The following is a 25411-nucleotide window of genomic DNA, read 5'->3' as shown; positions in this document are numbered from 1 at the left end:
GGGCGCTTAGAGCCCGGCCCGGGCCAGCACCCGGTACATGCTGCGCAGGACCGGCTTCTCGATCAGCTTGCCGTCGATCACCACGAGGCCGCTGTCGCCCTGCTCGAACGCGTCGACGATGCGTCGGGCATGGGCGATCTCCGCCTCGCTGGGGCTGAAGATCTCGTTCAGGACGGGCACCTGCTTGGGATGAATGGATCCCTTGCCGCAGAAACCGAGTGCTCTTGCGGCCTCGGCCTCGCGGCGCATGCCGTCCATGTCGTTCAGGTCGAGGAACGGCACGTCGATCACGTCGACCCCCGCGCCGGCCGCCGCATGCACGACCCGCGAGCGGGCGTAGAGCAGCGCCTCCCAGGTGTATTCGCAGCGCAGGTCGGCGGCCATGTCGACGCCCCCGAAGAAGATCGCGTCGATCCGCGTCGAGCAGCGGGCGATCTCCCAGGCCGCCTCCAGCGCCTCGTTGGTCTCGATGATGACCTGCAGGCGGGAGGCGATCTTGAACTCGTCGAACAGCTCGTCCAGGGCGATCACCTCGGCCGGTGATTTCACCTTGGCCAGCATCAGCGCCGGCGGCGCCTTGGCCGAGTCGAGGATCGCCTGCACATCCTTCATGCCCTCCGGTGTGCGCGGCGGGTTGATCCGCACCATGCACTCCACCGCGTCGTCCAACTCGGCGGTGGCGAACCAGTCGAGGGTGGCGGTGCGGGCCTGTTCCTTGTGCTGGGGCGCGATCGCGTCCTCCAGGTCGATGCACATGATGTCCGCGCCGGTCCCCATGGCCTTGGGGAACATGTCCGGCTTGTTGCCGGGCGCGAAGATGAAGCTGCGTCGCGGACGGATCGTGGTCATCGGGAAGCCTCCGGGTGCGTGTCGGCGGGCAGACTACGTCGCTTCAGCGCGAAGTTCATTACCAGCGCGGCGATGACGATGGCGCCGCCGATCAGCGCGTTGGTGCTCGGCTCCTCGCCCATGACCAGCCAGACCCATAACGGGCCGAGCACGGTTTCCAGCAGCACTACCAGCCCGACCTCCGCCGCCGACAGATAGATCGGCGCCAGGGTCAGCAGGCCGAACGACACCGGCAGGATCAGGAGACCGAGCAGGGCCATCCAGCCGAACTGCACCGGCGAGAGGGCGAGGCTGTCGGCGACGATGAGCGACACCGCGGCGACCAGCAGGCCGGACAGGCCGACCGCCGGCATCATGTCCACCGGACGGGCGGAGCGGACCAGCACGAAATGCCCGCCGAGCGCGATCGCTGCGGCCAGGGCGATGAGGTCGCCGACCCAGGTCCCGACCGACAGCCCGTCGCCCACGATCACCAGGATCCCCAGAATGGCGACGCCGATGGCGATCCAGGTCCGTGCGGGCGGTCGTTCGCCAAGACACACCCGGCCGATAACCGCGGCGAAGAGCGGGGCGGCGGACATGATCACCAGGGTGTTCGCGACGGTGGTCGTGGACACCGCGACGACGAACAGGATCGTGTTGATGGCGAAGAGCACCGTCACCAGCGCACCCCGCGACCCGACGGCCGCCACCGCCGCCAGACACCCGCCACGGTAGCGCAGGGCGAGCAGTCCGACATAACCGACTGTCATTAACACCCCACGCCAGAATAGAATGGTCCAGGCATCCGCGCCGACCATCCGCATCAGAACGGTGTCCGGGGTGAGGATCAGTATGCCGAGGACGGCAAGGGTCAGGCCCTTTGCCGGATCGGCTGCGGAATCGGTCGACATGGATTTTTTGTTCCGGTGCGGCGGTTCTGATCACGATAGCCGATCACTCAGAAGCCAGCCGTATCCCGCGAGTGTGAGCGAGGCAAGTACCATAACGGTCCCGTGGCACATACGTCTGAAGGCCTGGTGGGAAGGCTACGACCCGGACGAGTATGTCGAGTGGCGGGATCGCGATCCCGAGTCCGGGGCCGACGGTGAGGACACCGACGATCCGTCGATGCCGGCGTCGATCGCACTGCCCAAGATGATGAGTTTCGACGACCTCATGGCGAGCCATGCCACGGAGTCGGGGCTCAACGACGGCGACCTGGAATTCCTCGAGGAGGTGGCGCCGGACCCGGTCTGGCCGAGGGCCAAGGTGGAGGTGTCCCAGCGGGTGTTCGGCCGCGGCTTCGTCACCCCGGGCGGGGCCGAGCAGATCATCGACGCGGCGAAATCCCTCGGCCTCGATCCGGTGCAGTCGGTCCTCGACCTGACCATGAGGCTTGGGGGAGAGGACGCGGCGATCGCCGGAAAATACGGCGTGTGGGTCACCGGATACGAGCGCAATCCGGCGCTGTTCGAAATCTCCGGCTTGGTGCTGCCCACCATCCCGGCCGGCGACCAGGTCCGTCCCAGCTTCTACGATCCGGAGACGGTCGAGCTGCCGCGCAAGAAGTTCGACGTGGTGCTGTCGAACGAGAACATGCACTGCGTCCAGGACCGCGTCGCCCTGATCGCGAAGATCTACGAGTCCCTGAAGGACTGGGGCCAGTTCCTGATGAGCGACTTCGTCCTGCCCGACGAGAAGCCGCCGTCGGAGCGCCTGATGAAGTGGCTGCAGAACCGTGGCGAGCCCGTGACCCTGTGGACCAAGGAGCAGTACGAGGTCGCCCTGGCGAACCAAACCTTCGATGTCCGGTTCGTGAAGGAGGAATCGGAGGACTACGAGCATCGGATCCGCCATGACTTCGCGGCCTTCGTGGAAACCCTGAACGCCGACAAGGTGGTGACCGAAACACCCGTCGCCCGGGCCGCGCTGGTCGATCTGGCGGAGGACTGGTCCCGGCTGGCCAGCCTGCTGCAGAAGGGCGAACTGCAGCTTGTGCGGATTCTGGCGATGAAGCGGGGAGAGTCCTGAAAACCGCCGCATATCGCGGTTGACAGCCTTCCGGCTTCTCAGTAGGTTCCGCGCTCTTCGAAATCTGCCGACCACCGGAGACGACCAATGCGCGTCGCGAACTCGCTGAAGACGCTGAAGAAGCGCCACAAGGCCTGCCGGGTTATCCGCCGCAAGGGCCGTGTCTACGTGATCAACAAGACCAACCCGCGCTTCAAGGCGCGCCAGGGTTGATCCGACTGGGCTTGGTCCTTCGGGTCTGATCACTTCGGTCTGAGGTCCGCGCGCCCCGTCGCTGCGGTCCCCGCATACCCGCTTTCAGGCGGCCGACGGTAACGTCGAGCCGCCTTTTCGCGTTCCGACCGGCCATTGCGCGCCCTGACGGTGCCATGGCTTGAATTTCTGCCCCGTTCCGGCAAGTTAGGCGCCAAGATAGACGCCAAGACCTGTTCAACAGGCGGGGAGCCTTGCCATGCAGATGCCCGAGCCCGACCAGGAGGTCCTGGCGCGCCGTTCGGAGATCGTCGACGCCCTGCGCGCGATCGTGCCGGGCGAGGGGGTGATCGCCGATACCCGCGAGATGCGCCCCTATGAAAGCGACGGCCTGACCGCCTATCGCACCGTGCCGATGATCGTCGTGCTGCCGGAGACCGTGGCCCAGGTCGCCGCCGTTCTGAAGTACTGCCACGAGAACGGGGTGAAGGTGGTGCCGCGCGGATCGGGCACTTCGCTGTCCGGCGGCGCGCTGCCGCTGGCCGACGGCGTGCTGCTGGGGCTGGGCAAGTTCAACCGCATCCTGGACATCGATTTCGACAACCGCACCGTCACCGCCCAGCCCGGCGTGACCAATCTCGGCATCACCACCGCCGTCCAGCACGAGGGCTTCTACTACGCCCCCGACCCGTCCTCGCAGATCGCCTGTTCCATCGGCGGCAACGTGGCGGAGAACTCCGGCGGCGTGCACTGCCTGAAATACGGGCTGACCACCAACAACATCCTCGGCATCGAGATGGTCACGGTGGAAGGCGAGATCATGCGCCTGGGCGGCAAGCATCTCGATTCCGAAGGCTACGACCTGATGGGCCTGATGACCGGCTCCGAAGGGCTGCTCGCCGTGGTCACCGAGGTCACCGTGCGCATCCTGAAGAAGCCGGCCTCCCTGCGCGCCCTGCTGCTCGGCTTCCCGACCAGCGAGCAGGCGGGGGCCTGCGTGGCCGCGATCATCGGGGCGGGCATCATCCCCGGCGGCATGGAGATGATGGACAATCCGGCGATCAACGCCGCCGAGGACTTCGTGAACGCCGGCTATCCGCGCGAGGCCGGTGCGCTGCTGATCGTCGAGCTGGACGGCCCCGAAGTGGAAGTCGACACCCTGATCGAGCGGGTGCGCGAGATCGCCGAGGCCAACGGCTCCACCACGCTGCGGGTGTCCGACAGCGAGGAGGAGCGCAACGCCTTCTGGGCCGGGCGCAAGGCGGCCTTCCCGGCGGTCGGGCGGATCTCGCCGGACTACATGTGCATGGACGGCACCATCCCGCGCCGCCAGCTTCCCGAGATCCTCACCCGCATGACGCGGATGAGCGAGAAATACGGCCTGCGGGTCGCCAACGTGTTCCATGCGGGCGACGGCAACCTGCACCCGCTGATCCTGTTCGACGCCAACCAGCCGGGCGAGCTGGATCGGGCGGAGGCGTTCGGTGCCGACATCCTGAAGGCCTGTGTCGAGCTGGGCGGCGTGCTCACCGGCGAGCACGGGGTCGGTGTGGAGAAGCGCGACCTGATGCCGGAGATGTTCAGCGAGACCGACCTGAACCAGCAGATGCGCGTGAAATGCGCCTGGGACCCCAAGGGCCTTCTCAATCCGGGCAAGGTGTTCCCCACCCTGCACCGCTGCGCCGAGCTCGGCCGCATGCACATCCACCGGGGGCAGCTGCCGTTCCCGGACATCCCGCGGTTCTGAGGTGCTGTTCGTGCTGCGCTTTCCCCGTCGTCCCGGCACGCCCCTGGGCCCGATCCAGGGGCGGGACCGGGACCATACCCCCATCGGCCGATGCTGGGTCCCGGCCCGCCCCCGGATCAGGTCCGGGGCCGTCCGGGATGACGACTACAGATTTATGAGTTCCCTATCCCCGTCATCCCGGCGAGGCCCGGGCTCGACCCGGGGCTCGGCCGGAACCCAGACTCTGCCGGAGCGTGCCGATGCCTGACACCTTCAAGCCCGACACGCCGGAGCAGGTGCGCGACGCCATCGCCTGGGCGGTCTCCGAGGAGAGCCCGCTGGAGATCGTCGCCCGCGCCACCAAGCGTACCATCGGCCGGCCGATGCAGACCGCCAACACCCTCGACCTGTCCGGCCTCGGCGGGATCGGCCTGTACGAGGCGGAGGAGCTGATCTGCCAGGCCGGGCCGGGCACGCCGCTGGCCGAGATCGAGGCGGCGCTGACGGCGCAGAACCAGCGCCTGGCCTTCGAGCCGATGGATCTGGGCGTGCTGCTGGGCGGCGGCGAGGGGCGGCAGTCCATCGCCGGGGTCTTCGCCTGCAACCTGGCCGGCCCGCGCCGGATCAAGGACGGGGCGGCGCGCGACCACCTGCTGGGTTTCACCGCCGTCACCGGCCGAGGCGAGATCGTGAAGTCCGGCGGCCGGGTGGTGAAGAACGTCACCGGCTACGACCTGTCCAAGCTGGTCTGCGGTTCCTGGGGCACGCTGGCCGCGCTGACCGACCTGACCTTCAAGGTCCTGCCCATGCCGGAGACCGAGACCACCCTGCTGCTGCACGGGCTGGACGAGCCGACGGCGGCGACCGCCATGAGTGCGGCCATGGGCTCGGCCCATGACGTCTCCTCCGCCGCGCACCTGCCGGACGGGATCGCCGCCGGCGGGGTGAGCGGCGTGGCGACCGCCCTGCGGGTGGAAGGGTTCGCGCCGTCCGTGGTCGCGAGGGTGGCGGCGCTGACGGACGAGCTGGCCCGCTTCGGCGTCGAGATCACGACGATTGAGGGCGAGGCGTCCCGCGCCCTGTGGCGCGACCTGCGCGACGCCCGGCCGCTCGCCGAGCCGCGCGACCGGGCGGTATGGAAGCTCTCCGTCGCCCCGATGGCGGGACCGCGGGTGGTGGCGGCGATCCGGCCGCTGGTGGCCGAGTGCGCGTATTTCTACGACTGGGCCGGCGGCCTGATCTGGCTCGCCGTGCCGCCGAGGGGCGATGCCCAGGCCGATGTGGTGCGCGGGGCGGTGGACGCGATGGGCGGCCACGCGACCCTGATCCGCGCCGCCCCGGAGGTCAGGGCCTCGGTGGACAGTTTCCACCCGCAGCCGGCCCCACTCGCGGCGCTGTCGAAGCGGGTGAAGGAGAGTTTCGATCCGAAAGGCGTGCTCAATCCGGGCCGCATGACGGTGGGGGTATAGGGACAGATGCAAACCAACTTCACCCTGGCCCAGCTTGCCGATCCGGAGATCTCCGTCGCCAACGAGATCCTGCGCAAGTGCGTGCATTGCGGGTTCTGCACGGCGACCTGTCCGACCTATGTCCTGCTGGGCGACGAGCTCGACAGCCCGCGCGGCCGGATCTACCTGATCAAGGATATGCTGGAGAACGACCGGCCGGCCGGCGAGCAGGAGGTCAGGCATATCGACCGCTGCCTGTCCTGCCTGTCCTGCATGACCACCTGTCCCTCCGGCGTGCATTACATGCACCTGGTCGACCACGCCCGCACCCATATCGAGCGCACCTATACCCGCGCGCCGCTGGACCGCTGGATGCGCGCCCTGCTGGCCAACCTGATCCCCTATCCGAACCGGTTCCGCCTGGCCCTGGCCGGCGCCTGGTTCGCCCGGCCCTTCGCGCCGCTGGCCGGCAACCTGTTCGGCGGGCGGCTGCGGGCGATGCTGGAGCTGGCGCCCAAGGCGATCCCGCCGCGCTCGTCCATGGACAGGCCGGGCGTGTATCCGGCGCAGGGGGAGCGGCGGGGCCGGGTCGCTTTGCTGCTCGGCTGCGCCCAGCGGGTGCTGGAGCCGGAGATCAACGACGCCACGATCCGTCTGCTGACCCGCCACGGCGTGGAAGTGGTGGTGCCGCCGAGTGCGGGCTGCTGCGGCTCGCTGACCCATCACATGGGCCGCGAGGACGAAGCCCAAGCCAGCGTGACGGCCAATGTGGACGCCTGGTGGGCCGAGACCGCCGAGGGTGGTGGGGAGGGGCTGGACGCGGTGGTGATCAACGCCTCGGGCTGCGGCACCACGGTGAAGGATTACGGCTTCATGCTGCGCGAGGATGCGGGCTATGCCGACAAGGCGGCGGCGATCTCGGCGATGACGCGGGACGTGACCGAATATCTGGCGGAGCTGGACCTGCCGGCGGGCGCGCCGTCCGATCTGACCGTGGCGTATCACTCGGCCTGCTCGATGCAGCACGGCCAGAAGATCAAGACCCTGCCCGCCGAGCTGCTGACCCGGGCCGGGTTCGCGGTGAAGGGCGTGCCGGAGGGGCATCTGTGCTGCGGGTCGGCGGGTACCTACAACATGATGCAGCCGCAGATCGCCGGGACGCTGCGCGACCGCAAGGTGGCGAATATCGAGAGCACCCGGCCGGACGTGATCGCCACCGGCAATATCGGCTGCATGACCCAGATCGGCGGCGGCACCGCGATCCCGGTGGTGCACACGGTGCAGCTGCTGGACTGGGCGACCGGCGGGCCGGTACCGCCGGCGCTGCGAGAGAAGGCGGTTTGACGTGCTCCCGTCATCCCGGCGGCCTCCGGACCTGATCCGGAGGGCGGCCGGGACCCAGCCCTGTCAATTGCCTCGGGGTCCCGACCGACCCCCGGGTCGAGCCCGGGTCTCGCCGGGATGACGAGATTGCAGTGCGTGGGAAGATAGCGGCTCCCGTAGCCGCCCCTTACCCCCGCAGCGCCATCTCTCCGCCGTCGCCGAACACCTCCTCGAACGCGCCCTTGAGCGCCGCGTCGACCTCGGTCATGCCGACGAGCACGCCGAGATCCACCAGGCTGGTGACCCCGTGGCCGGCGATGCCGCAGGGCACGATGCCGTCGAAATGGGACAGGTCCGGCTCGACGTTCAGCGCGATGCCGTGGAACGTGACCCAGCGCCGCACCCGCACGCCGATGGCGGCCACCTTGTCCTCGCGCAGGGGCTCGCCCCGGTCGGTGCGGCGCACCCAGATGCCGACCCGGCCGTCGCGCCGCTCGCCCGCCACACCGAGCCGGTCGAGCGTCCGGATCAGCCATTCCTCCAGCGCATGCACATAGGCCCGCACATCCTGGCGGCGGCGCTTCAGGTCGAGCATGACATAGGCCACCCGCTGGCCCGGCCCGTGATAGGTGAACTCGCCGCCCCGACCGGTGCGGTGGACCGGGAAGCGGTCCGGCTCCAGCAGGTCGGTTGTCTCGGCACTGGTGCCCGCCGTGTAGAGCGGCGGATGCTCGAGCAGCCAGACGGTCTCCGGTGCCTCGCCCAGATGGATGGCGCCGGCCAGCCGCTCCATCTCGGCGACGGCGGCCTCGTAACCCACCAGCGCGTCGTCGTGGCGCCAGTCCACGGCACTCCGGAACACGCTGTCGGCCTGGTCGGAGAGAGGGGCGAGTGACATATATCGGTGTCCGTTTCCGGTTCCGTGCTACAACCCGCGATCTCAGCTTGATTGGGCGGGCGGCTTTTGCTAATCCCTCACCCTCGCTGCGGGCCGGGGCTCGTAGCCAAGATAGTGCGGTCGTGGCGGAATTGGTAGACGCGCAGCGTTGAGGTCGCTGTCCGGTAACACGGGTGGAAGTTCGAGTCTTCTCGACCGCACCACATCTCTCTCCGATACATCCAGAAAATGACGGTGACCTCCCCCTTGGGGGCACGCCCGACCGTGCGCGCCAATTGGTCCCGCCATGGACCGCGTACAGCCTCTTGGGCGCGTCCGGTCCGCCGTGTAAGGTCTGCGCCCACATGCGGGCCGACGGGAGCTGGGAATGGCGGAAGATCTCAAAGACGCTGCACTCTACTATCACGAGACGCCGGTGCCCGGGAAAATGGCCGTCGTGCCGACCAAGCCCATGGCGACGCAGCGGGATCTGTCGCTGGCCTATTCCCCCGGCGTGGCCTATGCCTGCACCGCCATCGCCGAGGATCCGAGCACGGCCGCGCGCTATACCGGCCGCCAGAACCTGGTCGGCGTGGTGACCAACGGTACCGCCGTGCTGGGTCTCGGCAATATCGGGCCGCTCGCCTCCAAGCCGGTGATGGAGGGCAAGGCCGCCCTGTTCAAGAAATTCGCCGATATCGACGTATTCGACATCGAGGTGGCGGAGCTGGACGTCGACCGGTTCGTCGAGGTCGTCGCCGCCCTGGAGCCGACCTTCGGCGGCATCAACCTGGAAGACATCAAGGCGCCGGAATGCTTCGAGATCGAACGCAAGCTGCGCCAGCGCATGAACATCCCGGTGTTCCATGACGACCAGCACGGCACCGCGATCTGCGTCGGGGCGGCGATCTTCAACGCCCTGCGGCTGGTCGAGAAGCCGATGGAGACGGTGCGGCTCGTCACCTCGGGGGCGGGGGCGGCGGCCATGGCCTGCATCGACCTGCTGGTGGCGATGGGGCTCAAGACCGAGAACGTGATCATCACCGATATCGACGGCGTGGTGTATACCGGCCGCTCCCAGATGAACCCGGTCATCGCCCGCTACGCCACCGACACGCCGATGCGCACCCTGGCCGAGGCGGTGGACGGGGCGGACATCTTCCTCGGCCTGTCGGCGCCCGGCGTGCTGAAGCCGGAGATGGTCAAGACGATGGCCGACCGGCCGATCATCATGGCGCTGGCCAACCCGACGCCGGAGATCATGCCGGAGGAGGCCAAGGCGGTGCGCGACGACGCGATCATCGCCACCGGCCGCTCGGACTACCCGAACCAGGTGAACAACGTCCTGTGCTTCCCCTTCATCTTCCGCGGCGCGCTCGACGTGGGGGCGACGACGATCAACGAGGAGATGAAGATCGCCGCGGTGACGGCCATCGCCGATCTGGCGATGCAGGAGGCCTCCGACATCGTCGCCACCGCCTATAGCGGCCAGGAGCTCTCGTTCGGGCCGGAATACCTGATCCCCAAGCCGTTCGACCCGCGCCTGATCATGGAGATCGCGCCCCGCGTCGCCCAGGCGGCGATGGACAGCGGCGTGGCCGTCCGGCCGATCGAGGATTTCGACGCCTACCGCCAGAAGCTGTCGCAGTTCGTCTACCGCTCCGGCCAGGTGATGCGGCCGATCTTCTCCAAGGCCCGCGAGGAGCCGAAGCGCGTGGTCTTCGCCGAGGGCGAGGAGGAACGGGTGCTGCGCGCCGTGCAGTCAGTGCTGGACGAGAAGCTGGCCAAGCCGATCCTGATCGGGCGGCCGGACGTGATCGAGCGCCGGCTCGACCGGTTCGGCCTGCGCCTGAAGGTCGGCCGCGACGTCGAGGTGGTCGATCCCAGCAACGACGAGCGCTACGAGCTGTACTGGCGCACCTATCACGGCCTGATGGAGCGCCGGGGCGTGTCGCCGGACCGGGCGCGCGAGGTGGTGCGCACCAACGACACGGTCATCGCCGCGCTGATGATGCAGCTCGGCGACGCCGACGCGGCGATCTGCGGCACGGTGGGCCGGTACTGGGACCATCTGAGGCATATCCGCCAGGTCATCGGCACGCGCCGCGGGGTGAACGAGCTGTCGGCGGTCAGCCTGCTGATCCTGCCTCAGGGCTCCTACTTCATGGTCGACACCCATGTGACGACGGACCCGAGCGCCGATGCGCTGGTGGAGATGGTGGAACTGGCGGCGATCGAGGTGCGGGCCTTCGGCCTGGAGCCAAAGGTCGCCTTCGTCTCCCATTCCCATTTCGGGTCCTCCGACGAGCCGTCGGCGCAGAAGATGCGCCAGGCGGTCGCCAAGCTGGCGGCGAAGCATCCGGGCCTGGAGGTCGAGGGCGAAATGCACGCCGACAGCGCGATCTCCGAAGTGGTGCGGAATCGGACCTTCCCGAACTCGCGGCTGCAGGGTGCGGCGAACCTTCTGGTCATGCCGACGTTGGACTCAGCGAACGTGGCGTTTAACCTGATGAAATCGACAGGGCAGGGACTTTCGGTAGGCCCGATGCTGGTCGGAACCGCCAAGCCGATGCATATCCTTACCCAGTCGGTGACCGTGCGCGGCATCATCAACATGACCGCCGTCGCCGTCGTCGACGCCCAGGCCCATGAAGTGGCGCGCCGTAAGCCGGTGCGCTAAAAAGCGGTGATGTATGACCCCAAGCAACCGACCGGACGAGACCGACGCGCCCGAAGCCGAGGTTGGGGAGCAGCAGGGAACCAAGCGCAAGCCGAAGGTCAAGAAGCGTGAGCTGAAGGCGAAAATCCGCGCCCTTGAGGCGGAGATCGCGGAGACCCGCGAGAACGTGCCGGATGAGCCGCTCTACGGCCTGACGCCACGCCTGGAGGCCGCCGTCATGCGGGCGCTGGAGCAGGAGCGCCTGCCCATCATCCCGCGCCTGATGCGCCCGCTCCACCCGGCGGACCAGGCCGACCTGATCGAGCGGCTGGCGCCGGAACAGCGGCTGACCTTGATCGCGGCGATGGGGGCGACCTTCGACGCCGACATCCTGGCCTACCTCGACGCCACGGTGCGCGACGAACTGGTCGGCACCCTGGGCGAGGATGACCTGACCCGGTTCCTCTCGGCCCTGGACTCCGACGATGCCGTCGACCTGTTCGGCGAGCTGGACGAGGAGGAGCAGGCCCGCATTCTGGCGGCCCTGCCCGCCAAGGACCGGATCTTCCTTGAGGAGGGTCTGAACTTCCCGGAGGATTCCGCCGGCCGCCTGATGCAGCGCGAGATGGTCGTGGTGCCGTCCCACTGGACGGTCGGCCAGACCATCGACTTCCTGCGCACCGTCCGCAATCTACCGGACGACTTCTACGACATCTTCGTGGTCGATCCCGGCCATCGCCCGGTGGGCGAACTGGCGCTGTCGCACCTGCTGCGCGCCAAGCGGCCGGTGCGGGTCTCCGACATCATGCGTAAGGACTTCCGCAAGGTCCGCGCCGAGATGGACCAGGAGGAGGTGGCGCTGCTGTTCCGCCAGTACGGTCTGGTCGCCGCCCCGGTGGTCAGCGAGGACGACCGGCTGCTCGGCGTGATCACCGTCGACGACGTGGTGGACGTGATCGACGAGGAGGCGGAGGAGGATCTGATGCGCCTCGCCGGTCTGGGCGAGAGCGATCTGTACGGCTCCCTGTGGGACACCACCAAGACCCGGTTCCCCTGGCTGGTGATGAACCTGCTGACCGCGATCGCCGCATCGCTGGTGATCGGCATGTTCGAGGCGACCATCGAGAAGGTGGTGGCGCTGGCGGTGCTGATGCCGATCGTCGCGTCCATGGGCGGCAATGCGGGCACCCAGACCCTGACGGTGGCGGTCCGCGCGCTGGCCATGCGCGACATCGACACCCGCAACGCCATGAAGTTCATCGCCAAGGAGACCCTGGTCGGCTCGCTGAACGGCATCGCCTTCGCGGTGCTGGTGGCCGGCGCGTCGATCGCCTGGTTCGGCGATTTCGAGATCGCCTGGATCATCGCCGTCGCCATGGTGCTGAATCTGGTGGTCGCGGGGCTCGCGGGAACGCTGATCCCGCTCGGCCTGCAGCGCTTCAAGATCGACCCGGCCGTGGCGAGCGGGGTGTTCCTCACCACCGTGACCGATGTGGTCGGGTTCTTCGCGTTTCTGGGGCTGGCGACGCTGTTCCTGCTTTAGGGACTGACCTTGTACCGTCATCCTGATGCAAATCGGGATGACGAAAAGTGCGGAAGGGATGAAGGTCGGTTGGGGCGCCGTAGGCCAGAGCCGATCGGCGCCCCATATCCGTCAGCTCGTCAGCACCACGCGGCCGGTGATGCGGCCGGCCTTGAGGTCCTGCAGGGTGTCGTAGGCGGTCTCCAGCGGCCGGGTCTCCATCGGGATCGGCTTCACCTTGCCCGCCTTGACCAGCTCCATCAGCTCCTTCAGCTCGCCCAGCGAGCCCACATACGAGCCCATGATCGACAGCGCCCGCATCGGGATGGTCGGCAGGGAGACGGTCAGCTCGCCGCCATACAGGCCGACGATGACGTAGCGGCCGCCCTTGCGCACCGCGCCGATGCCGACGCTGGAGGTCGCCTCGCCGCCCACCGTGTCGACCACCGCCCGCAGCTCGCCGCCGGCGATCTTCTGCAGCTCGGCGATGGCGTTCTCCGCTGTCTTGGTGTTCAGCACCGCGTCGGCGCCCACACCCTTGGCGGCGTCCAGCTTCTCGTCGTCGATATCGACGGAGATGACGTTCTTCACGCCCATGCCCTTGGCGATGGCGACGGCCGACAGGCCGAGGCCGCCGGCGCCGAAGATCGCCAGCCACTCGCTGTCGAGCACCGGCATCGCCTTCTTCAGCGCCGAATATACCGTGACGCCGGAGCAGGAATACGGGGTGGCGATGGTCGGATCGACGTCGCCGATATCGACCAGGTACTTCGGATGCGGCACCAGGCAGTGGGTGGCGTAGCCGCCGTCGCGGAAGATGCCGATGGAGCGCATGGTCGGGCAGTGGTTCTCCTGCTCCGCCTTGCAGGCCGAGCACTCGCCGCAGCCGAGCCACGGGTGGACCAGCATGGTCTTGCCGATCGGCGCGTCCTTGGCGTCCGGACCGGCGGCGATGACCTCGCCCAGGACCTCGTGGCCGAGGGTGACCGGCAGGCGCTGGCCGCGGGCCACGATGTCGAGCTTCTTGCCGCCGCCCAGGTCGAAATAGCCGTCGGAGATGTGGATGTCCGAATGGCACACGCCGGCGCGGGTCACGCGGACCAGCACTTCGGTCCCGGTCGGTGTCGGATCCTCGCGCTCGACGGCCTCGAACGGCTTGCCGGGCTGGACCAGTTGGTAGCTGCGCATCGTCTTATCGCTCCCTTGGGGCTTTTTGGTGTGGGGGTCTTGAGAAGATCAACGGATCAGGCGGGTGGCGAACTCGGCCCCCAATCCGTTGGCCTCGTAATGCGCCTTGAACTTCTCCAGGCGTGTGAAGACGTCGTCATAGCCGGTCTGGTTGCCCTCGGCATCGACGAAAATCAGCGGTCCGAAATTATGGAACAGGCACTTCATGTGCCCGACCTCGGGGTCGACCACCAGGGTATGGGTCTCGCCCGCGGGCTCGAACAGGAAGGAGCCGGGCGTGGCGGTCCAGTCGTGCTCCAGATAGCCCCAGGCGCCTTCCAGCGTGTAGCCGGTGACCGGGGCCGGATGGCGGTGGCGGCTGACGATGCCCGGCTTGTCGGCCTTGATCAGCGTGACCCAGGAGCCCTGGACTGGGTTGAACAGCATCGGCCGGGCCAGGATCCCGTCGCCGATCGGCATCCAGACGCGCTCGTCGTCCTCGTCGGTGGTGAAGAACAGTTCCCGCGCCGCGTGCTCGGGCAGCGGGATCCGCTTCATGGTGTCGTCTTTATAGGCTTCCAGGCGCGTGATGGCGCTCGACATGGTTTCCTCCGAATCGGCATTGGCTGGGTGTTCTTCTGATTGCCTGAATTTAAGCCTATCCGCGGGGCGGGGCGCAAACCCCCGGATTGCCGCCGGATCTTCCGGAACCCCGAAAAGGAAATTAAGAATTTGCTAAGATATTCTCGTCTACCTTAGATTGATCGCGGGGTGATATACTTGACAAGCGAGGATGTCATGCGGGGATACCAGAAGCTTCCACGGATATCTCAGAGAAAATTGATTACAATTGTCTGCTTTTTGCTCGGCGCTTTCTGCTTCACAAGCGGATCGATAAATATCGATTTCTTGTATGTGGTGTTAAATTCGAGCGTATTTAAAATAATATTCGGGATTTACGTGTTCTCAGGCTGTTTCATGGTTCTCGTCTCGAACCTCTATCTGATCTTCAGTGGGCACGGGCTGGTTCCGGCCCGGGGAGACCTGCATAAGGCACCTGCCGTGGTGCAGATTTCCTACCGGTTTTTCTACCGGCCGCTGATCGCCTGGATCATGTTCCTGGCCGGCGGCGCGTTGGCGAACGCCCTTCTCTAGGCGTCAGCCCGGGCGGCACGCACCCGTTCGCGCCACCACACGTACAGGCCGCTGGCGACGATGACGGTCGCGCCGACCACGGTCCACAGGTCGGGCAGGTCGCCGAAGACAACGAAGCCGATCCCGGTGGCCCAGACCAGCAGGGTGTAGTTGAACGGCTGCAGCACGCTGGCGGGCGCGATCTCCAGCGCCTTGATGACCGTGGCGTGGCCGATCGATCCCAGCAGGCCCGCCAGCACCAGCAGGGCCCAGCCCTTGGCGTCCGGCCAGGTCCAGTCGAACGGGCCGAACAGGCTCATCGCCAGGAACCCGACCCAGCCCGTGTAAAGCAGGATCGTCACCATGCCGTCGGTGCGCGACAGCAGTTTGGTCATCACCTGATAGACCGCGAACATGATCGCGCCCGCCAGGGGCAGCAGGGCCGCCACCTCGAAGACGGCAAGGCCCGGCCGCAGGATGACCAGCATGCCGATGAAGCCGATGCCGACGGCGGTCCAGCGCCGCACGCCGACCTGCTCGCCCAGCCAGAGGGCAGACAGGGCCGTGATCACCAGCGGGAAGACGGCGCCGATGGAATGGGACTCGGCGAGCTGCAGGTAGCGGAAGCCGAGGATGAAGCAGCCGATCTCCGCCACCAGCAGCAGCGCGCGGGCGGTCTGGAACACCGGCCGCGTCGTACGGAACTGCGGCAGGATTCCACCGCCGCGCCGCCAGGCGAGGACGGTGGCGAAGGCCGCGAAGAACGCGAAGCGGACCCAGAGGATCTGGGCCACGGAATACTCCATGGTCAGCGTCTTCGACACCGCGTCCATCCCGGCGAAGCCGAAATTCGCCAGCAGGATGAGCAGGATTCCGCGCGCGGCGGTGGACATGGGCACCCGGCTCACGGCGTCGTGACCTGTCGTTCGCGCCACCAGGCATAGAGACCGCTGGCGACGATCACCCCGGCACCGATCAGGGTAATCCCGTCCGGCAGATGGCCGAATACCACCAGTCCGGCACCCGTCGCCCAGACCACCTGGAGATAGGTGAAGGGCTGCAACGTGCTGGCCGGCGCGCGGGAGAAGGCGACGATGATCAGCCGGTGCCCGATCGTGCCGGCCAGCGCCACGAATGCCAGCAGCAGACCTTCCTCCAGGCTCGGCATGCGCCAGTCGAAGGGCAAGGCGAAGGAGAAGACGGCGAGCCCGATCCAGGCCGTGCTCAACGCGATGCCGTCGCTGCGGTCGGTGCGGCTGAGCAGGCGGGTCAGCACCAGATAGAGGGCGTAGACCGCGCCTGCGAACAGCGCGACGAAGGCGGCGGGGTCGAACACGTCGGTGCCGGGGCGCACCACGATCAGCACGCCGACGAAGCCGATCGCCACCGCCGTCCAGCGGCGCGGCCCCACATGCTCGCCCAGGATCGGCACCGACAGGGCGGTGACGATCAGCGGGAAGGTGCACACCACCGTCGTCACCGTGGCGAGCGGCAGCAGGTTCAGGGCCAGCACCATGGCCGCCATGTTCACCGGCAGCAGCAGGGCGCGGACGATGTGCAGCAGCGGGCGGCGGGTGCGCAGGGCGCCCCGCAGCGAGCCGTTGCGCGCCGCATCGACCGTCGCCGTCACGGTGAAGGCGGCGAAGAAGCCCCAGACGATCTGCGCCGCGCCGAACCCGTCGGACAGCAGCTTCACCATGGTGTCCATGGCGGTGAACACGATCTGGGCGGCGACCATGCAGGCGATGGCCAGCGCCAGGGACTCGTGCAGCGGCTGCGGGGCGGGAATCGGGGGAGCGGACATCGGCACCTCGGGTTGCGGCGCTTCGCTATCACGCGGCCGGTCCTGGCGGTAGTGGTGATGGCGGTAGTGGTCTTGCGCCGGCCAGCGCCACCCGCGACAATCGCCGTCCAACCAAACAAGCGCCGCCCGGCCAAGAGGCGGCATATCCGGGATGGAGGAAGCGATGGCGGGACGGTGGGTGAACCGGCCTGAGGGCTCGAATTGGGGCGATTTCGGCCCGGACGATCAGCTGGGGCGGCTGAATCTGCTCACGCCCGAACGGGTCGTCGAGGCGGTGAAGGAGGTCAAGACCGGCAAGCGCTTCTGTCTCTCCCTGCCGCTGGACCTGCCGGGCGGCCGCGTGCTGAACCCGCGCCGGTTCCCGCCGCGCCTGTTCGCCACCGAGCGCAACAATCTCGCCAACTACAACTTCGCCATGGAGCAGGAGAACCCGGAGCTGACCGACGTCATCTGCGACGACGCGGCGCTGATCTGCCTGCAGTATTCCTCCCAGTGGGACAGCCTGACCCATGTCGGCTCGATGTTCGACGCCAACGGCGACGGGGTGCCCGAGGTCGTCTACTACAACGGCTGGAGCGGCCAGGAGCACAAGCTCGCCGGCGACCCGAACGACAAGGCCGACCCGCTGATGCGCTTCGAGGGCGTGCGGGCCAAGGCGCTGGGCATCGAGAACATGGCCGGCGCCTGCGTCCAGGGCCGCGGCGTGATGATCGACCTGCACCGCCATCTCGGCGACGAGCGCACGGTGGTCGACTTCCAGACCCTGTCGAAGATCATGGACGAGGACGGCGTGGTGGTGGAGGAGGGCGACATGGTCTGCCTGCACACCGGCTTCTCGCAGGGGATCATCGATATGCAGGGCAATCCGGATCCGGAGTTCATGCATAATGGCTGCCCGGCGCTCGACGGCGGCGACCCGGAGCTGCAGGAATGGGTGCGCGACAGCGGCCTGTCGGTGCTGATCGCCGACAACTACGCGGTCGAGCAGGCGCCCGGCAAGGACCGGCGCAACGGCCCGAAGAAGGTGATGCTGCCGCTGCACGAGCTCTGCCTGTTCAAGCTCGGCGTCCATCTGGGCGAGATCTGGTACCTGACGGAACTGGCGAACTGGCTGCACGAGAACGGGCGCAACCGCTTCCTGCTCACGGCCCCGCCGCTGAACCTGCCGGGCGCGGTCGGGTCGCCGGCAAACGCCATCGCCACCGTTTGACCACTGGAAGCCGCATGAGCCAGGACAGACCCGACGTCAGCACCCTGACGCCGCTGATTTCCCCGCGTTCCATCGCTGTCATCGGCGCCTCCGACGATCCCAAGCGGATCGGCGGCCGGCCGCTCGGATACATGATCCGGGGCGGCTTCTCCGGCCCGATCTGGCCGGTGAACCCGAAGCGCGACACCGTGCAGGGGCTGCAGGCCTATGCCGATGTCACCTCCCTACCGTCAGCGCCGGACGCGGCCATCGTCGCCGTGCCGGCGCCTGTGGTGGCCGACACCCTGGAGGCGCTGGCCGACAAGGGCTGCAAGGGGGCGGTGGTGTTCTCCTCCGGCTTCGCCGAGATGGGCGCCGACGGCGCGAAGCTGCAGGACCGGGTGCGCTCGGTGGCCCGGGCCGGCGGGATCCGGGTGCTGGGGCCGAACTGCCTCGGCATCTTCAACGCCCGCTGCAACTGGCTCGCCACCTTCTCCTCCTCGGTGGACCACCTGCTGCCGAAACCGGGCCCGGTTTCGATCGCCAGCCAGTCCGGCGCCTATGGCAGCCATGTCTTCCACCTGATGCGGCAGAAGGGGGTGGAGACCGGGATCTGGATCACCACCGGCAACGAGGCCGATGTGGACGTTGCCGACGCCATCGCCTATCTGGCCGCCGATGACGACACCAAGGTGATCGTCGCCTATGCGGAAGGCATCCGCGACGGCGACGCCACCCGCGCGGCCCTGGAGGCGGCGGCCAAGGCCGGCAAGCCGGTGATCTTCCAGAAGGTCGGACGCTCGGAGATCGGCGCGGCGGCCGCGGCTTCGCACACGGCGGCGCTGGCCGGCTCCGACCGGATCTACGACGCCCTGTTCGCCCAGTACGGCGTGATGCGGGTGGACACCACCGACCAGATGATCGACGCCGCCTATATCTGCTCGCGCGGCGCCTATCCCGACGGCAACGCCATCGGCCTGATGACGATCTCCGGCGGCGTCGGCGTGCAGATGGCGGATGCCGCCATCGACTACGGCCTCGACGTGAAGGAGATGCCGGCCGACACCCAGAAGGCGTTGAAGGAGCTGCTGCCCTTCGCCGCGGTCCGCAACCCGGTGGACATCACCGCCCAGGCGTTCAACGACCTGTCGCTGATCACCACCAACATGCGGATGATGCTGGACGAAGGCGGCTACGACGTGGTGGTGGCGTTCTTCACCATGATCGCCGCCTCGCGCTACATCGCCGACGACCTGATCAAGACCCTGCAGGAGACGCGCGAGCGGTTCCCGGACAAGTCGATCATTCTGTCCCTCATCGCCCCGCCGGAGATCGTGCGGCACTACGAGGAGGGCGGCTATCCGGTGTTCGAGGACCCGACCCGCGCCGTCGCTGCGGCGGCGGTGATCAGCCGCTTCGGCCGGTTCTTCGCCCGCAAGATAGAGGCGGCACCGCCCAGCGCACCGTCCGGCGCCAAGCCGGTGCCGTCCCGGCCGATCGGCGAGCACGAGGCCTCCGACCTGCTGGAGAGCTGGGGCGTGCCCTTCGTGGACCGGCGCCTGGTCACCAGCGCCCATGAGGCCGAGGAAGCGGTGAAGGCGTTGGGCGGCAAGGCGGTCCTGAAGATCGCCTCGGCCGATATCCTGCACAAGACCGAGGTCGGTGGTGTGGTGGTCGGTGTGACCGCGAGCAATGCTTCGGCGGCCTATGACGGACTGGTGACCCGCGTCTCCGAAGCCGCGCCCAAGGCGGAGGTCGACGGGGTTCTGGTCGCCGCCATGGCGCCGGAGGGCGTGGAGACGGTCATCGGCGTGCAGAACGACCCGACCTTCGGGCCGGTGGTGATGGTCGGCCTCGGCGGCATCCTTGTGGAAGTGCTGGAGGATGTGTCGTTCCGGCTCGCGCCCTTCGGTGTCGAGGAGGCCAAACGCATGATCGCCGAGCTGAAGGGCGCGAAGATCTATGGCGGGGTGCGCGGCGCGCCGCCGGCCGATGTGGAGGCACTCGCCGAGTTGCTGTCGACGGTCTCGGTCTTCGCCGCCAGCGAGGGCGCGCGGATCGAAAGCGTCGACCTGAACCCGGTGCGGGTGCTACCAAAGGGCGAGGGATGCGTGGCGCTCGACGCCCTGATCGTTCCCCGCTGATCACGCCGGAATAGGGAGCGGCCTCCATGCGACCGCAGCGCTTCAAGACCCGCATCACCGAGCTGTTCGGCATCGACCATCCGATCGTCGCCGGGGGCCTGATGTGGCTGGCCGACGCGGCCTATGTGGCCGGGGTCGTGAACGCGGGCGGCATGGGTTACATCACCGCCAAGACCTTTCCCGGTCCGGGCGAGTTCGAGGCCGAGCTGGATAAGGCGAAGCGCCTTACCGGCGGCAAGCCGTTCGGCGTGAACCTCTACCTGTCGGTCCATACCGATCACAACAAGGACCTGCCGGCCCAACTCGAGATCGCCCTGGACAAAGGCGTGCGCCACTTCGAGACGGCGGGCCTGCCACCGGCCGATTTCGTGGAGCGGATCAAGGACGCCGGCGGCGTGGTGTTCCACAAGGTCGCCACCGTGAAGCACGCGGTCTCCGCCGCCTCCAAACTGCCGGTCGACGCCATCGCCGTGGTCGGGGCCGAATGCGGCGGCCACCCGGGGCTGAACCTGGTCGGTTCCATCGTGCAGGCGCCGCTGGCGGTTCAACGGGTCGACAAGCCGATCCTGATCGGCGGCGGCATCGGCACCGGCACTCAGGTCGCGGCGGTGCTTGCCATGGGCGCGGATGCGGCGCTGATCGGCACCCGCTTCCTGGTGGCCAGCGAGATCTGGAGCCACGACGCCATCAAGCAGCGGGTGATCGACGCCCAGGAGACCGACACCGCCCTGGTGCTCGCCTCCATGCGCAACACCTTCCGCGGCATCGACAACGCCACCACCCGCGCCATCGCCGAGCTGGAACGCCAGGGCGTGACCGAGTTCGAGGCGTATCGGCCCTATGTGATGGGGCTGGCCCAGAAGCAGGCCTATACCGAGGGCGACCCGGAGAAGGGCATCCTGTCCATGGGCCAGGCCTGCGTCTTTGCCGACAGGATCGAGCCGGTGGAGGCGATCATGGACCGGCTGATCGACGACGCGGTCGCTGCGGCCGGCCGGATGGGTGCGATCTCCGTCGGCGGAGCGGCCGCGGCGGCGGAGTGAGCGGCGAACCCGTCCTCTATTTCATCACCCATCCGGACGTGGTGATCGACCCGGCGGTGCCGATCACCGATTGGCCGCTGTCCGATCGCGGCCGCGTCCGGATCGCGGCGCTGGCCTCGACGCCCTGGCTCTGGAGCCTGTCGGCGATCTATTGCAGCACCGAGCGCAAGGCGCGGGACGGGGCGGCCCTTCTCTGCGGCCTCCTCGGTCTGACCCCGATCGAGCGGACCGACCTGGGCGAGAACGATCGGTCGTCGACCGGCTATCTGCCGCCGGCGGAGTTTCAGGCGACGGCCGATGCCTTCTTCGCCGAGCCCGAGAGCAGCATCCGCGGTTGGGCCCGGGCCGTGGACGAACAGGCCCGGATCGCCGACGCCCTGGAGGCGGTGATGGCGCAGGCGTCCGGGAGTGTCGCCGTCGTCAGTCACGGGGCCGTGGGAGCGCTGGCTCTGGCACACTATCTCGGCCAGCCGATCTCCCGCGCGCTGGACCAGCCGGGGACGTGCGGCGGCCACTTCTTTGCCCTCTCGATCGCACCGCGCAGCGTGCTCCACGGCTGGCGGCCGGTCGATCCGTCCTGATCCCGGATGAGCCTGGCGGCTTGATCCTGATGCAAATCAGGATCAAGCCGTTTGCCTGGTTCTCGATGAGTGTTATAAATGTACCAAGATAACATATCCAGGTATCCCGATGCCGACCTCAAGAACTGTGGACCGCGTGCAGACCGGTGTGCGCATCGAGCGGCGGCTGCTGAAGGTCATGAAGGGCGTGGCCGAGCTGCACGACATCAGCCTCGGCGATCTGATCGAAGGGGTGATGCTCCACGCCTTCGAGGGCAGGCAGCCGTTCGGCGAGGAGACGCTGAAACGGGCCGCCCAGCTCCGCGAGGTCTACGGGCTCGACCTGACCGCCGCCGACAGCCACAAACTCAAGGAGGCGTGAGATGACCGACGACGCCTTTGTCGGCTCCTTCGAGGCGCTGACGCTCCCGCCGTCGGAATTCCGTCATGCCGCCCATGTGCGGCTCGCCTGGATCTACCTGAAGCGGATGTCCCTGCCGGAGGCCATGACCCGGTATTCGATGAGCCTGCGGGCCTTCGCCGGCCATGTGGGCAAGCCGGGGCTGTTCCACGAGACCATTACCTACGCGTTCCTGATGGTGATCAACGAACGCATCGCCGACGGACCGGACGGGGAAAGCTGGGAGGCGTTTCAAGCACGCAACCCGGATGTGATGGCGGGGGTGAAGGGCGCGCTGGGCCGGTACTACACCGACGAGCGGCTGGCCGGCGCCCGTGCCCGGGCGGGCTTCGTCATGCCGGATCGGCTGGCGGGGTGAGGGGCCTCAGTAACGGGGCTCGGTCCCGGTCCTGCCCCGGATCAAGTCCGGGTCAGACCGGGATGACGAGATTTTTTACTACAACCACCGTCATCCCGGCTTGTCCCCGGACTTGATCCGGGGCAAGGCCGGGACCTTGAGATAACAGAGGACAATGGCGAAGACCCTCACGTCCCCGCCAGCATCCCCTCGATCTTCTGCTGCACGCTGAACGCATCGTCCAGCGTGGCGAGCTTCGACGGGCGGCCGCTGAGCAGGTCATCCAGAGCGCCGAGCTGGGCGCCCAGGCTGATCTTGCGCGGGTCCGCCGGCGGGTCGAGGATCTCCTTCCACGCGCCGCCGTCCGACTGGAACAGCCGGTAGAACTCGGCGACCAGGAATCCGGTCTTCTCGAAGTTGAGATAGACCTCCTGGCGATCCGGCTGCACGCCGCCGACCGAGCCGAGGATGGACACCGGCACGCCGGCCTCGTTCTCCAGCCGGGCCAGGACCTGGGTCTCGCACAGGGCCGGGTCGGACGGATAGGACGGCTTGGCCCAGACCAGCTTCGTGCGGCCGAGAATGCGCTCGGACAGGAAGACGAAGTGCGAAATGACCTCGCGGGTGTAACCGCCCTCGTCCTTGAAGCGCAGCCAGTCGGCATCGACCTGCCAGGCGCGCGGCCAGGCGGGGTAGGTGACGAGGATGTTGATGTTGCTCAGCGCGCCGGTCGTGCCCGAGGCGACGGCCTCCTGCACGGTGGCGAGCGCCTTGCCGGCTGCCTGGGTGAAGTTGACGGCGGCGGGCACGCCCGACGCCTTCAGCTTCTCCACCAGATCGCGGCTCTCCCCGATATCGACGCCGAGCGGCTTCTCCAGGAACACCGCCTTGCCGGCGGCGGCGGCCTCCAGGGCGTAGGCCTTGCGCGGCACCGGCGGGCAGGCGAGGTAGACCACGTCGGCGGCGGCGATGGCGGCCTGCGCACTGTCGACGATCGGCACGCCCGGCGCTTCCTCGGCGGCCTTCCTGCAGGCGGTTTCGGACGGGTCCCACAGGGCGACCGGCTCGAAGGCCGGGTGCTCCAGGATACGGCCGAGCAGCCGACGGCCCATGATGCCGAGGCCGATGATCGCGATCTTATGGGCCATGGCAGGCTCCCCTTCTGTGTTCGTCTTCCCGGCCTTGCGCCGGGATCCAGCCGTCCGCCGGCTGGACCGTTAGGTTAATGTCCTGGGACGTTCCGGCTGCCCCGCCCTAGGTCCCGGCTCAGGGCCGGGAAGACGGTGAAGGGGAACGTCGACTGATCAATACCCCGTCGGCTGATCAATACCCCGGTGAAGGGGCATGTCGGCCGATCAAGACCCCGCCGATCAATACCCCAGCGCGCAGCCGTCCTTGCGGGGGTCGGAGCCGGCGACGAGGACGCCGTTCTTCTCGTCGATGAGCACCGCCTGGCCGCCGCCGATCGGCTTCGGCATGCGGGTCAGGCTGTGGCCCTTCTTCTCCAGCGCCGCATAGGTCTCCGGCGCGAAGGTGCTCTCGACCTGCAGGGTGCCCTCGGTGGCGAAGCTGCGGCTGTCGTCCAGCGCCTCCTGCGGGTCCATACCGCGCATCAGCAGGTTCGACAGGAAGGTGGCGTGGCCGGTCGACTGGTACTGGCCGCCCATGACGCCGAACGGGGCGACGGCGCGGCCGTCCTTCACCAGCATGCCGGGGATGATCGTGTGCATCGGCCGCTTGTTCGGCGCGATGGCGTTCGGGTGGCCTTCCACGAGGTGGAACGACTTGCCGCGGTTATGCAGCATGACGCCGGTGTTTTCGCTCATGATGCAACTTCCGAAATCGGAGAAGATCGAGTTGATGAAGCTGATCGCGGTGCCGTCCTTGTCGACGCAGGACAGGTAGATCGTGTCCTTGTGGACCGGGAAGTCGCTCGGCTCGAACGCGCCGGCCTTGTTCGGGTCGATCATCGCGTCCAGCGCCGAGATGTGGGCGTCGGACAGCAGCCAGTCCACCGGCACGTCGACCTGGCGCGGGTCGGCCACGTAGCGGTCGCGCTGGGCGTAGGCGAGCTTGGTGGCCTCGGCGATCAGGTGCACCCGGTCGGCCTGGCTCAGGCTGGCGACGTCGTGGCGGTCGAGGATCGACAGGATCATCAGCGCGCAGACGCCCTGGCCGTTCGGCGGGCATTCGAAGACGTCATGGCCGGCGAACTTGCCCGTGATCGGCTCCACCCATTCCGGGGCGGCGTTGGCGAAGTCTTCGAGGCTGTGCAGGCTGCCCAGCTTGTTCAGGCTGGCGACCATGTCTTCGGCGACCGCGCCGGTATAGAAGCCGTCGCGGCCCTTCTCGGCGAGGATCTTGAAGGTGGCGGCGAGCTTCGGCTGGCTGTGGCGGGTGCCGATGGCCGGGGCCTTGCCGTTCGGCAGCATGGCCGCCTTGGCCGCCGGATTCTTCGACAGCTTCTCCACCGCGTCGGCCCAGTCGCTGCCGACGCGGGAGCTCACCGGATAACCCTCTTCGGCGTATTTGATCGCCGGCTGCAGCAGCTCGCCCAGGGACTTGCTGCCGAAGCGCTCCAGCAGGGCGGTCCAGGCGCCGATCGCGCCCGGCACGGTGACCGTATGCGGGTCGTTCGAGGCGCCCAGTTCGGTGATGCCCTTTTCCTGGAACCAGGAGAGCTCGGCCTTGCCCGGCGCGCGGCCCGAGCCGTTCATGGCGACGATGTCGCCGCTGCCCTTGGGGGCGACCAGGGCGAAGCAGTCGCCGCCGATGCCGGTCATGTGCGGCTCGACCACGCAGAGCACGGCGCAGGCCGCGACGGCGGCGTCCACGGCGGTGCCACCGGATTTCAGAACGTCGAGGCCGACCTGGCTCGCCAGCGGGTGGGAGGTGGCGATGGCGGCGTTGGGTGCGTACACCGGGGAACGGCCGGGAAGGTGCAGGTCGCGCATGATGGGTTGTTTCCTCGCTTCGTTCGATTTGCAGCGGTTTAGCCGGTGT

General features: G+C 67.9%; 23 protein-coding genes and 1 tRNA gene. 15 read left to right on the top strand and 9 right to left on the bottom strand.

Translation table 11 applies throughout. The features are described from left to right. Nucleotides 1–6: 6 nt before the first annotated feature. Both G578_RS0115910 and G578_RS26650 read right to left on the bottom strand, forming a co-directional pair. On the bottom strand, nt 7–849 hold the full coding sequence (locus tag G578_RS0115910; protein ID WP_028795084.1) for an HpcH/HpaI aldolase/citrate lyase family protein: 843 nt from the start codon (nt 847–849) through the stop codon (nt 7–9). Further along, nucleotides 846–1742, bottom strand: coding sequence for a DMT family transporter (locus G578_RS26650; protein ID WP_038015130.1), 897 nt, complete (start codon nt 1740–1742; stop codon nt 846–848). The genes G578_RS0115910 and G578_RS26650 overlap by 4 nt, the downstream gene beginning before the upstream one ends. Nucleotides 1743–1815: 73 nt before the next feature. On the opposite strand from G578_RS26650, the gene G578_RS0115900 reads away from it, so the two are divergent. From G578_RS0115900 to glcF, 5 genes are all read left to right on the top strand, one after another. Beyond that, a complete protein-coding gene (locus G578_RS0115900) occupies nt 1816–2862 on the top strand; it encodes a methyltransferase domain-containing protein (protein WP_028795083.1) in 1047 nt (348 codons plus the stop codon). A gap of 87 nt (nt 2863–2949) precedes the next feature. Continuing rightward, on the top strand, nt 2950–3075 hold the full coding sequence (gene ykgO / locus G578_RS0115895; protein ID WP_028795082.1) for a type B 50S ribosomal protein L36: 126 nt from the start codon (nt 2950–2952) through the stop codon (nt 3073–3075). A gap of 238 nt (nt 3076–3313) precedes the next feature. Next, a complete protein-coding gene (locus tag G578_RS0115890; RefSeq protein ID WP_028795081.1) occupies nt 3314–4801 on the top strand; it encodes an FAD-linked oxidase C-terminal domain-containing protein in 1488 nt (495 codons plus the stop codon). 239 nt (nt 4802–5040) lie between these two features. Beyond that, entirely contained in the window at nt 5041–6249 is a 1209-nt protein-coding gene (locus tag G578_RS0115885; protein ID WP_028795080.1) for an FAD-binding protein, read from the top strand. A gap of 6 nt (nt 6250–6255) precedes the next feature. After that, a complete protein-coding gene (gene glcF / locus G578_RS0115880) occupies nt 6256–7572 on the top strand; it encodes a glycolate oxidase subunit GlcF (protein WP_028795079.1) in 1317 nt (438 codons plus the stop codon). 166 nt (nt 7573–7738) lie between these two features. On the opposite strand, the gene lipB is transcribed toward glcF, so the two are convergent. Further along, nucleotides 7739–8449: a lipoyl(octanoyl) transferase LipB gene (gene lipB / locus G578_RS0115875; protein ID WP_051244915.1), complete on the bottom strand. Its 711-nt coding sequence runs from the start codon at nt 8447–8449 to the stop codon at nt 7739–7741. Nucleotides 8450–8565: 116 nt separating this feature from the next. Here lipB and G578_RS0115870 point away from each other — a divergent pair. The 3 genes from G578_RS0115870 (at nt 8566) to mgtE (ending at nt 12630) form a co-directional block, all read left to right on the top strand. After that, a tRNA-Leu gene (locus G578_RS0115870) sits at nt 8566–8652 on the top strand. A gap of 164 nt (nt 8653–8816) precedes the next feature. Further along, nucleotides 8817–11108, top strand: a complete 2292-nt coding sequence (locus G578_RS0115865) for an NADP-dependent malic enzyme (RefSeq protein ID WP_028795077.1) — start codon at nt 8817–8819, stop codon at nt 11106–11108. Between the two features lie 13 nt (nt 11109–11121). Further along, on the top strand, nt 11122–12630 hold the full coding sequence (mgtE, locus tag G578_RS0115860; RefSeq protein WP_084618952.1) for a magnesium transporter: 1509 nt from the start codon (nt 11122–11124) through the stop codon (nt 12628–12630). 111 nt (nt 12631–12741) lie between these two features. Here mgtE and G578_RS0115855 read toward each other — a convergent pair whose 3' ends face one another. Both G578_RS0115855 and G578_RS0115850 read right to left on the bottom strand, forming a co-directional pair. Next, nucleotides 12742–13797, bottom strand: coding sequence for an alcohol dehydrogenase (locus G578_RS0115855; protein ID WP_028795075.1), 1056 nt, complete (start codon nt 13795–13797; stop codon nt 12742–12744). A 48-nt stretch (nt 13798–13845) separates the two neighbouring features. After that, nucleotides 13846–14379, bottom strand: a complete 534-nt coding sequence (locus G578_RS0115850) for a 2,4'-dihydroxyacetophenone dioxygenase family protein (RefSeq protein WP_038015129.1) — start codon at nt 14377–14379, stop codon at nt 13846–13848. Between the two features lie 375 nt (nt 14380–14754). Between G578_RS0115850 and G578_RS29595 the strand changes: the two genes are divergently transcribed. After that, nucleotides 14755–14931 carry a hypothetical protein gene (locus tag G578_RS29595; protein WP_156907355.1) on the top strand — a complete coding sequence of 59 codons (177 nt, stop codon included), beginning with the start codon at nt 14755–14757 and terminating at the stop codon, nt 14929–14931. Here the strand turns inward: G578_RS29595 and G578_RS0115840 are convergent. Together G578_RS0115840 and G578_RS26645 are read right to left on the bottom strand one after the other, a co-directional pair. Further along, on the bottom strand, nt 14928–15803 hold the full coding sequence (locus G578_RS0115840; RefSeq protein ID WP_028795072.1) for a DMT family transporter: 876 nt from the start codon (nt 15801–15803) through the stop codon (nt 14928–14930). The genes G578_RS29595 and G578_RS0115840 overlap by 4 nt on opposite strands. A gap of 11 nt (nt 15804–15814) precedes the next feature. Beyond that, nucleotides 15815–16714, bottom strand: coding sequence for a DMT family transporter (locus tag G578_RS26645; protein WP_051244914.1), 900 nt, complete (start codon nt 16712–16714; stop codon nt 15815–15817). 163 nt (nt 16715–16877) lie between these two features. Between G578_RS26645 and G578_RS0115830 the strand changes: the two genes are divergently transcribed. The 6 genes from G578_RS0115830 to G578_RS0115805 all read left to right on the top strand — a co-directional run bounded on the left by G578_RS0115830 (nt 16878) and on the right by G578_RS0115805 (nt 22429). Then, nucleotides 16878–17924: a cyclase family protein gene (locus tag G578_RS0115830; protein WP_028795071.1), complete on the top strand. Its 1047-nt coding sequence runs from the start codon at nt 16878–16880 to the stop codon at nt 17922–17924. 14 nt (nt 17925–17938) lie between these two features. Then, nucleotides 17939–20047, top strand: a complete 2109-nt coding sequence (locus tag G578_RS0115825; RefSeq protein ID WP_028795070.1) for an acetate--CoA ligase family protein — start codon at nt 17939–17941, stop codon at nt 20045–20047. A 26-nt stretch (nt 20048–20073) separates the two neighbouring features. Next, complete coding sequence (locus tag G578_RS0115820; RefSeq protein ID WP_028795069.1) at nt 20074–21090, top strand: NAD(P)H-dependent flavin oxidoreductase; 1017 nt, start codon at nt 20074–20076, stop codon at nt 21088–21090. Continuing rightward, a complete protein-coding gene (locus G578_RS0115815; RefSeq protein ID WP_028795068.1) occupies nt 21087–21671 on the top strand; it encodes a histidine phosphatase family protein in 585 nt (194 codons plus the stop codon). Before G578_RS0115820 ends, G578_RS0115815 begins: the two co-directional genes overlap by 4 nt. Nucleotides 21672–21780: 109 nt before the next feature. Next, nucleotides 21781–22032 carry a hypothetical protein gene (locus G578_RS0115810; protein WP_028795067.1) on the top strand — a complete coding sequence of 84 codons (252 nt, stop codon included), beginning with the start codon at nt 21781–21783 and terminating at the stop codon, nt 22030–22032. A gap of 1 nt (nt 22033) precedes the next feature. Beyond that, nucleotides 22034–22429, top strand: a complete 396-nt coding sequence (locus G578_RS0115805; protein ID WP_028795066.1) for a hypothetical protein — start codon at nt 22034–22036, stop codon at nt 22427–22429. Nucleotides 22430–22596: 167 nt separating this feature from the next. On the opposite strand, the gene G578_RS0115800 is transcribed toward G578_RS0115805, so the two are convergent. Both G578_RS0115800 and ggt read right to left on the bottom strand, forming a co-directional pair. Then, nucleotides 22597–23556 (bottom strand): Gfo/Idh/MocA family protein, encoded by a 960-nt coding sequence (locus tag G578_RS0115800; RefSeq protein WP_028795065.1) that lies wholly within the window; start codon nt 23554–23556, stop codon nt 22597–22599. A 222-nt stretch (nt 23557–23778) separates the two neighbouring features. Beyond that, nucleotides 23779–25362: a gamma-glutamyltransferase gene (ggt, locus tag G578_RS0115795; RefSeq protein ID WP_028795064.1), complete on the bottom strand. Its 1584-nt coding sequence runs from the start codon at nt 25360–25362 to the stop codon at nt 23779–23781. Between the last annotated feature and the right edge of the window lie 49 nt (nt 25363–25411).

Source organism: Thalassobaculum salexigens DSM 19539, from assembly GCF_000423805.1.
GTDB classification, from domain to species: Bacteria; Pseudomonadota; Alphaproteobacteria; order Thalassobaculales; family Thalassobaculaceae; genus Thalassobaculum; species Thalassobaculum litoreum.
This window is presented reverse-complemented; position numbering and strand designations above follow the sequence as displayed.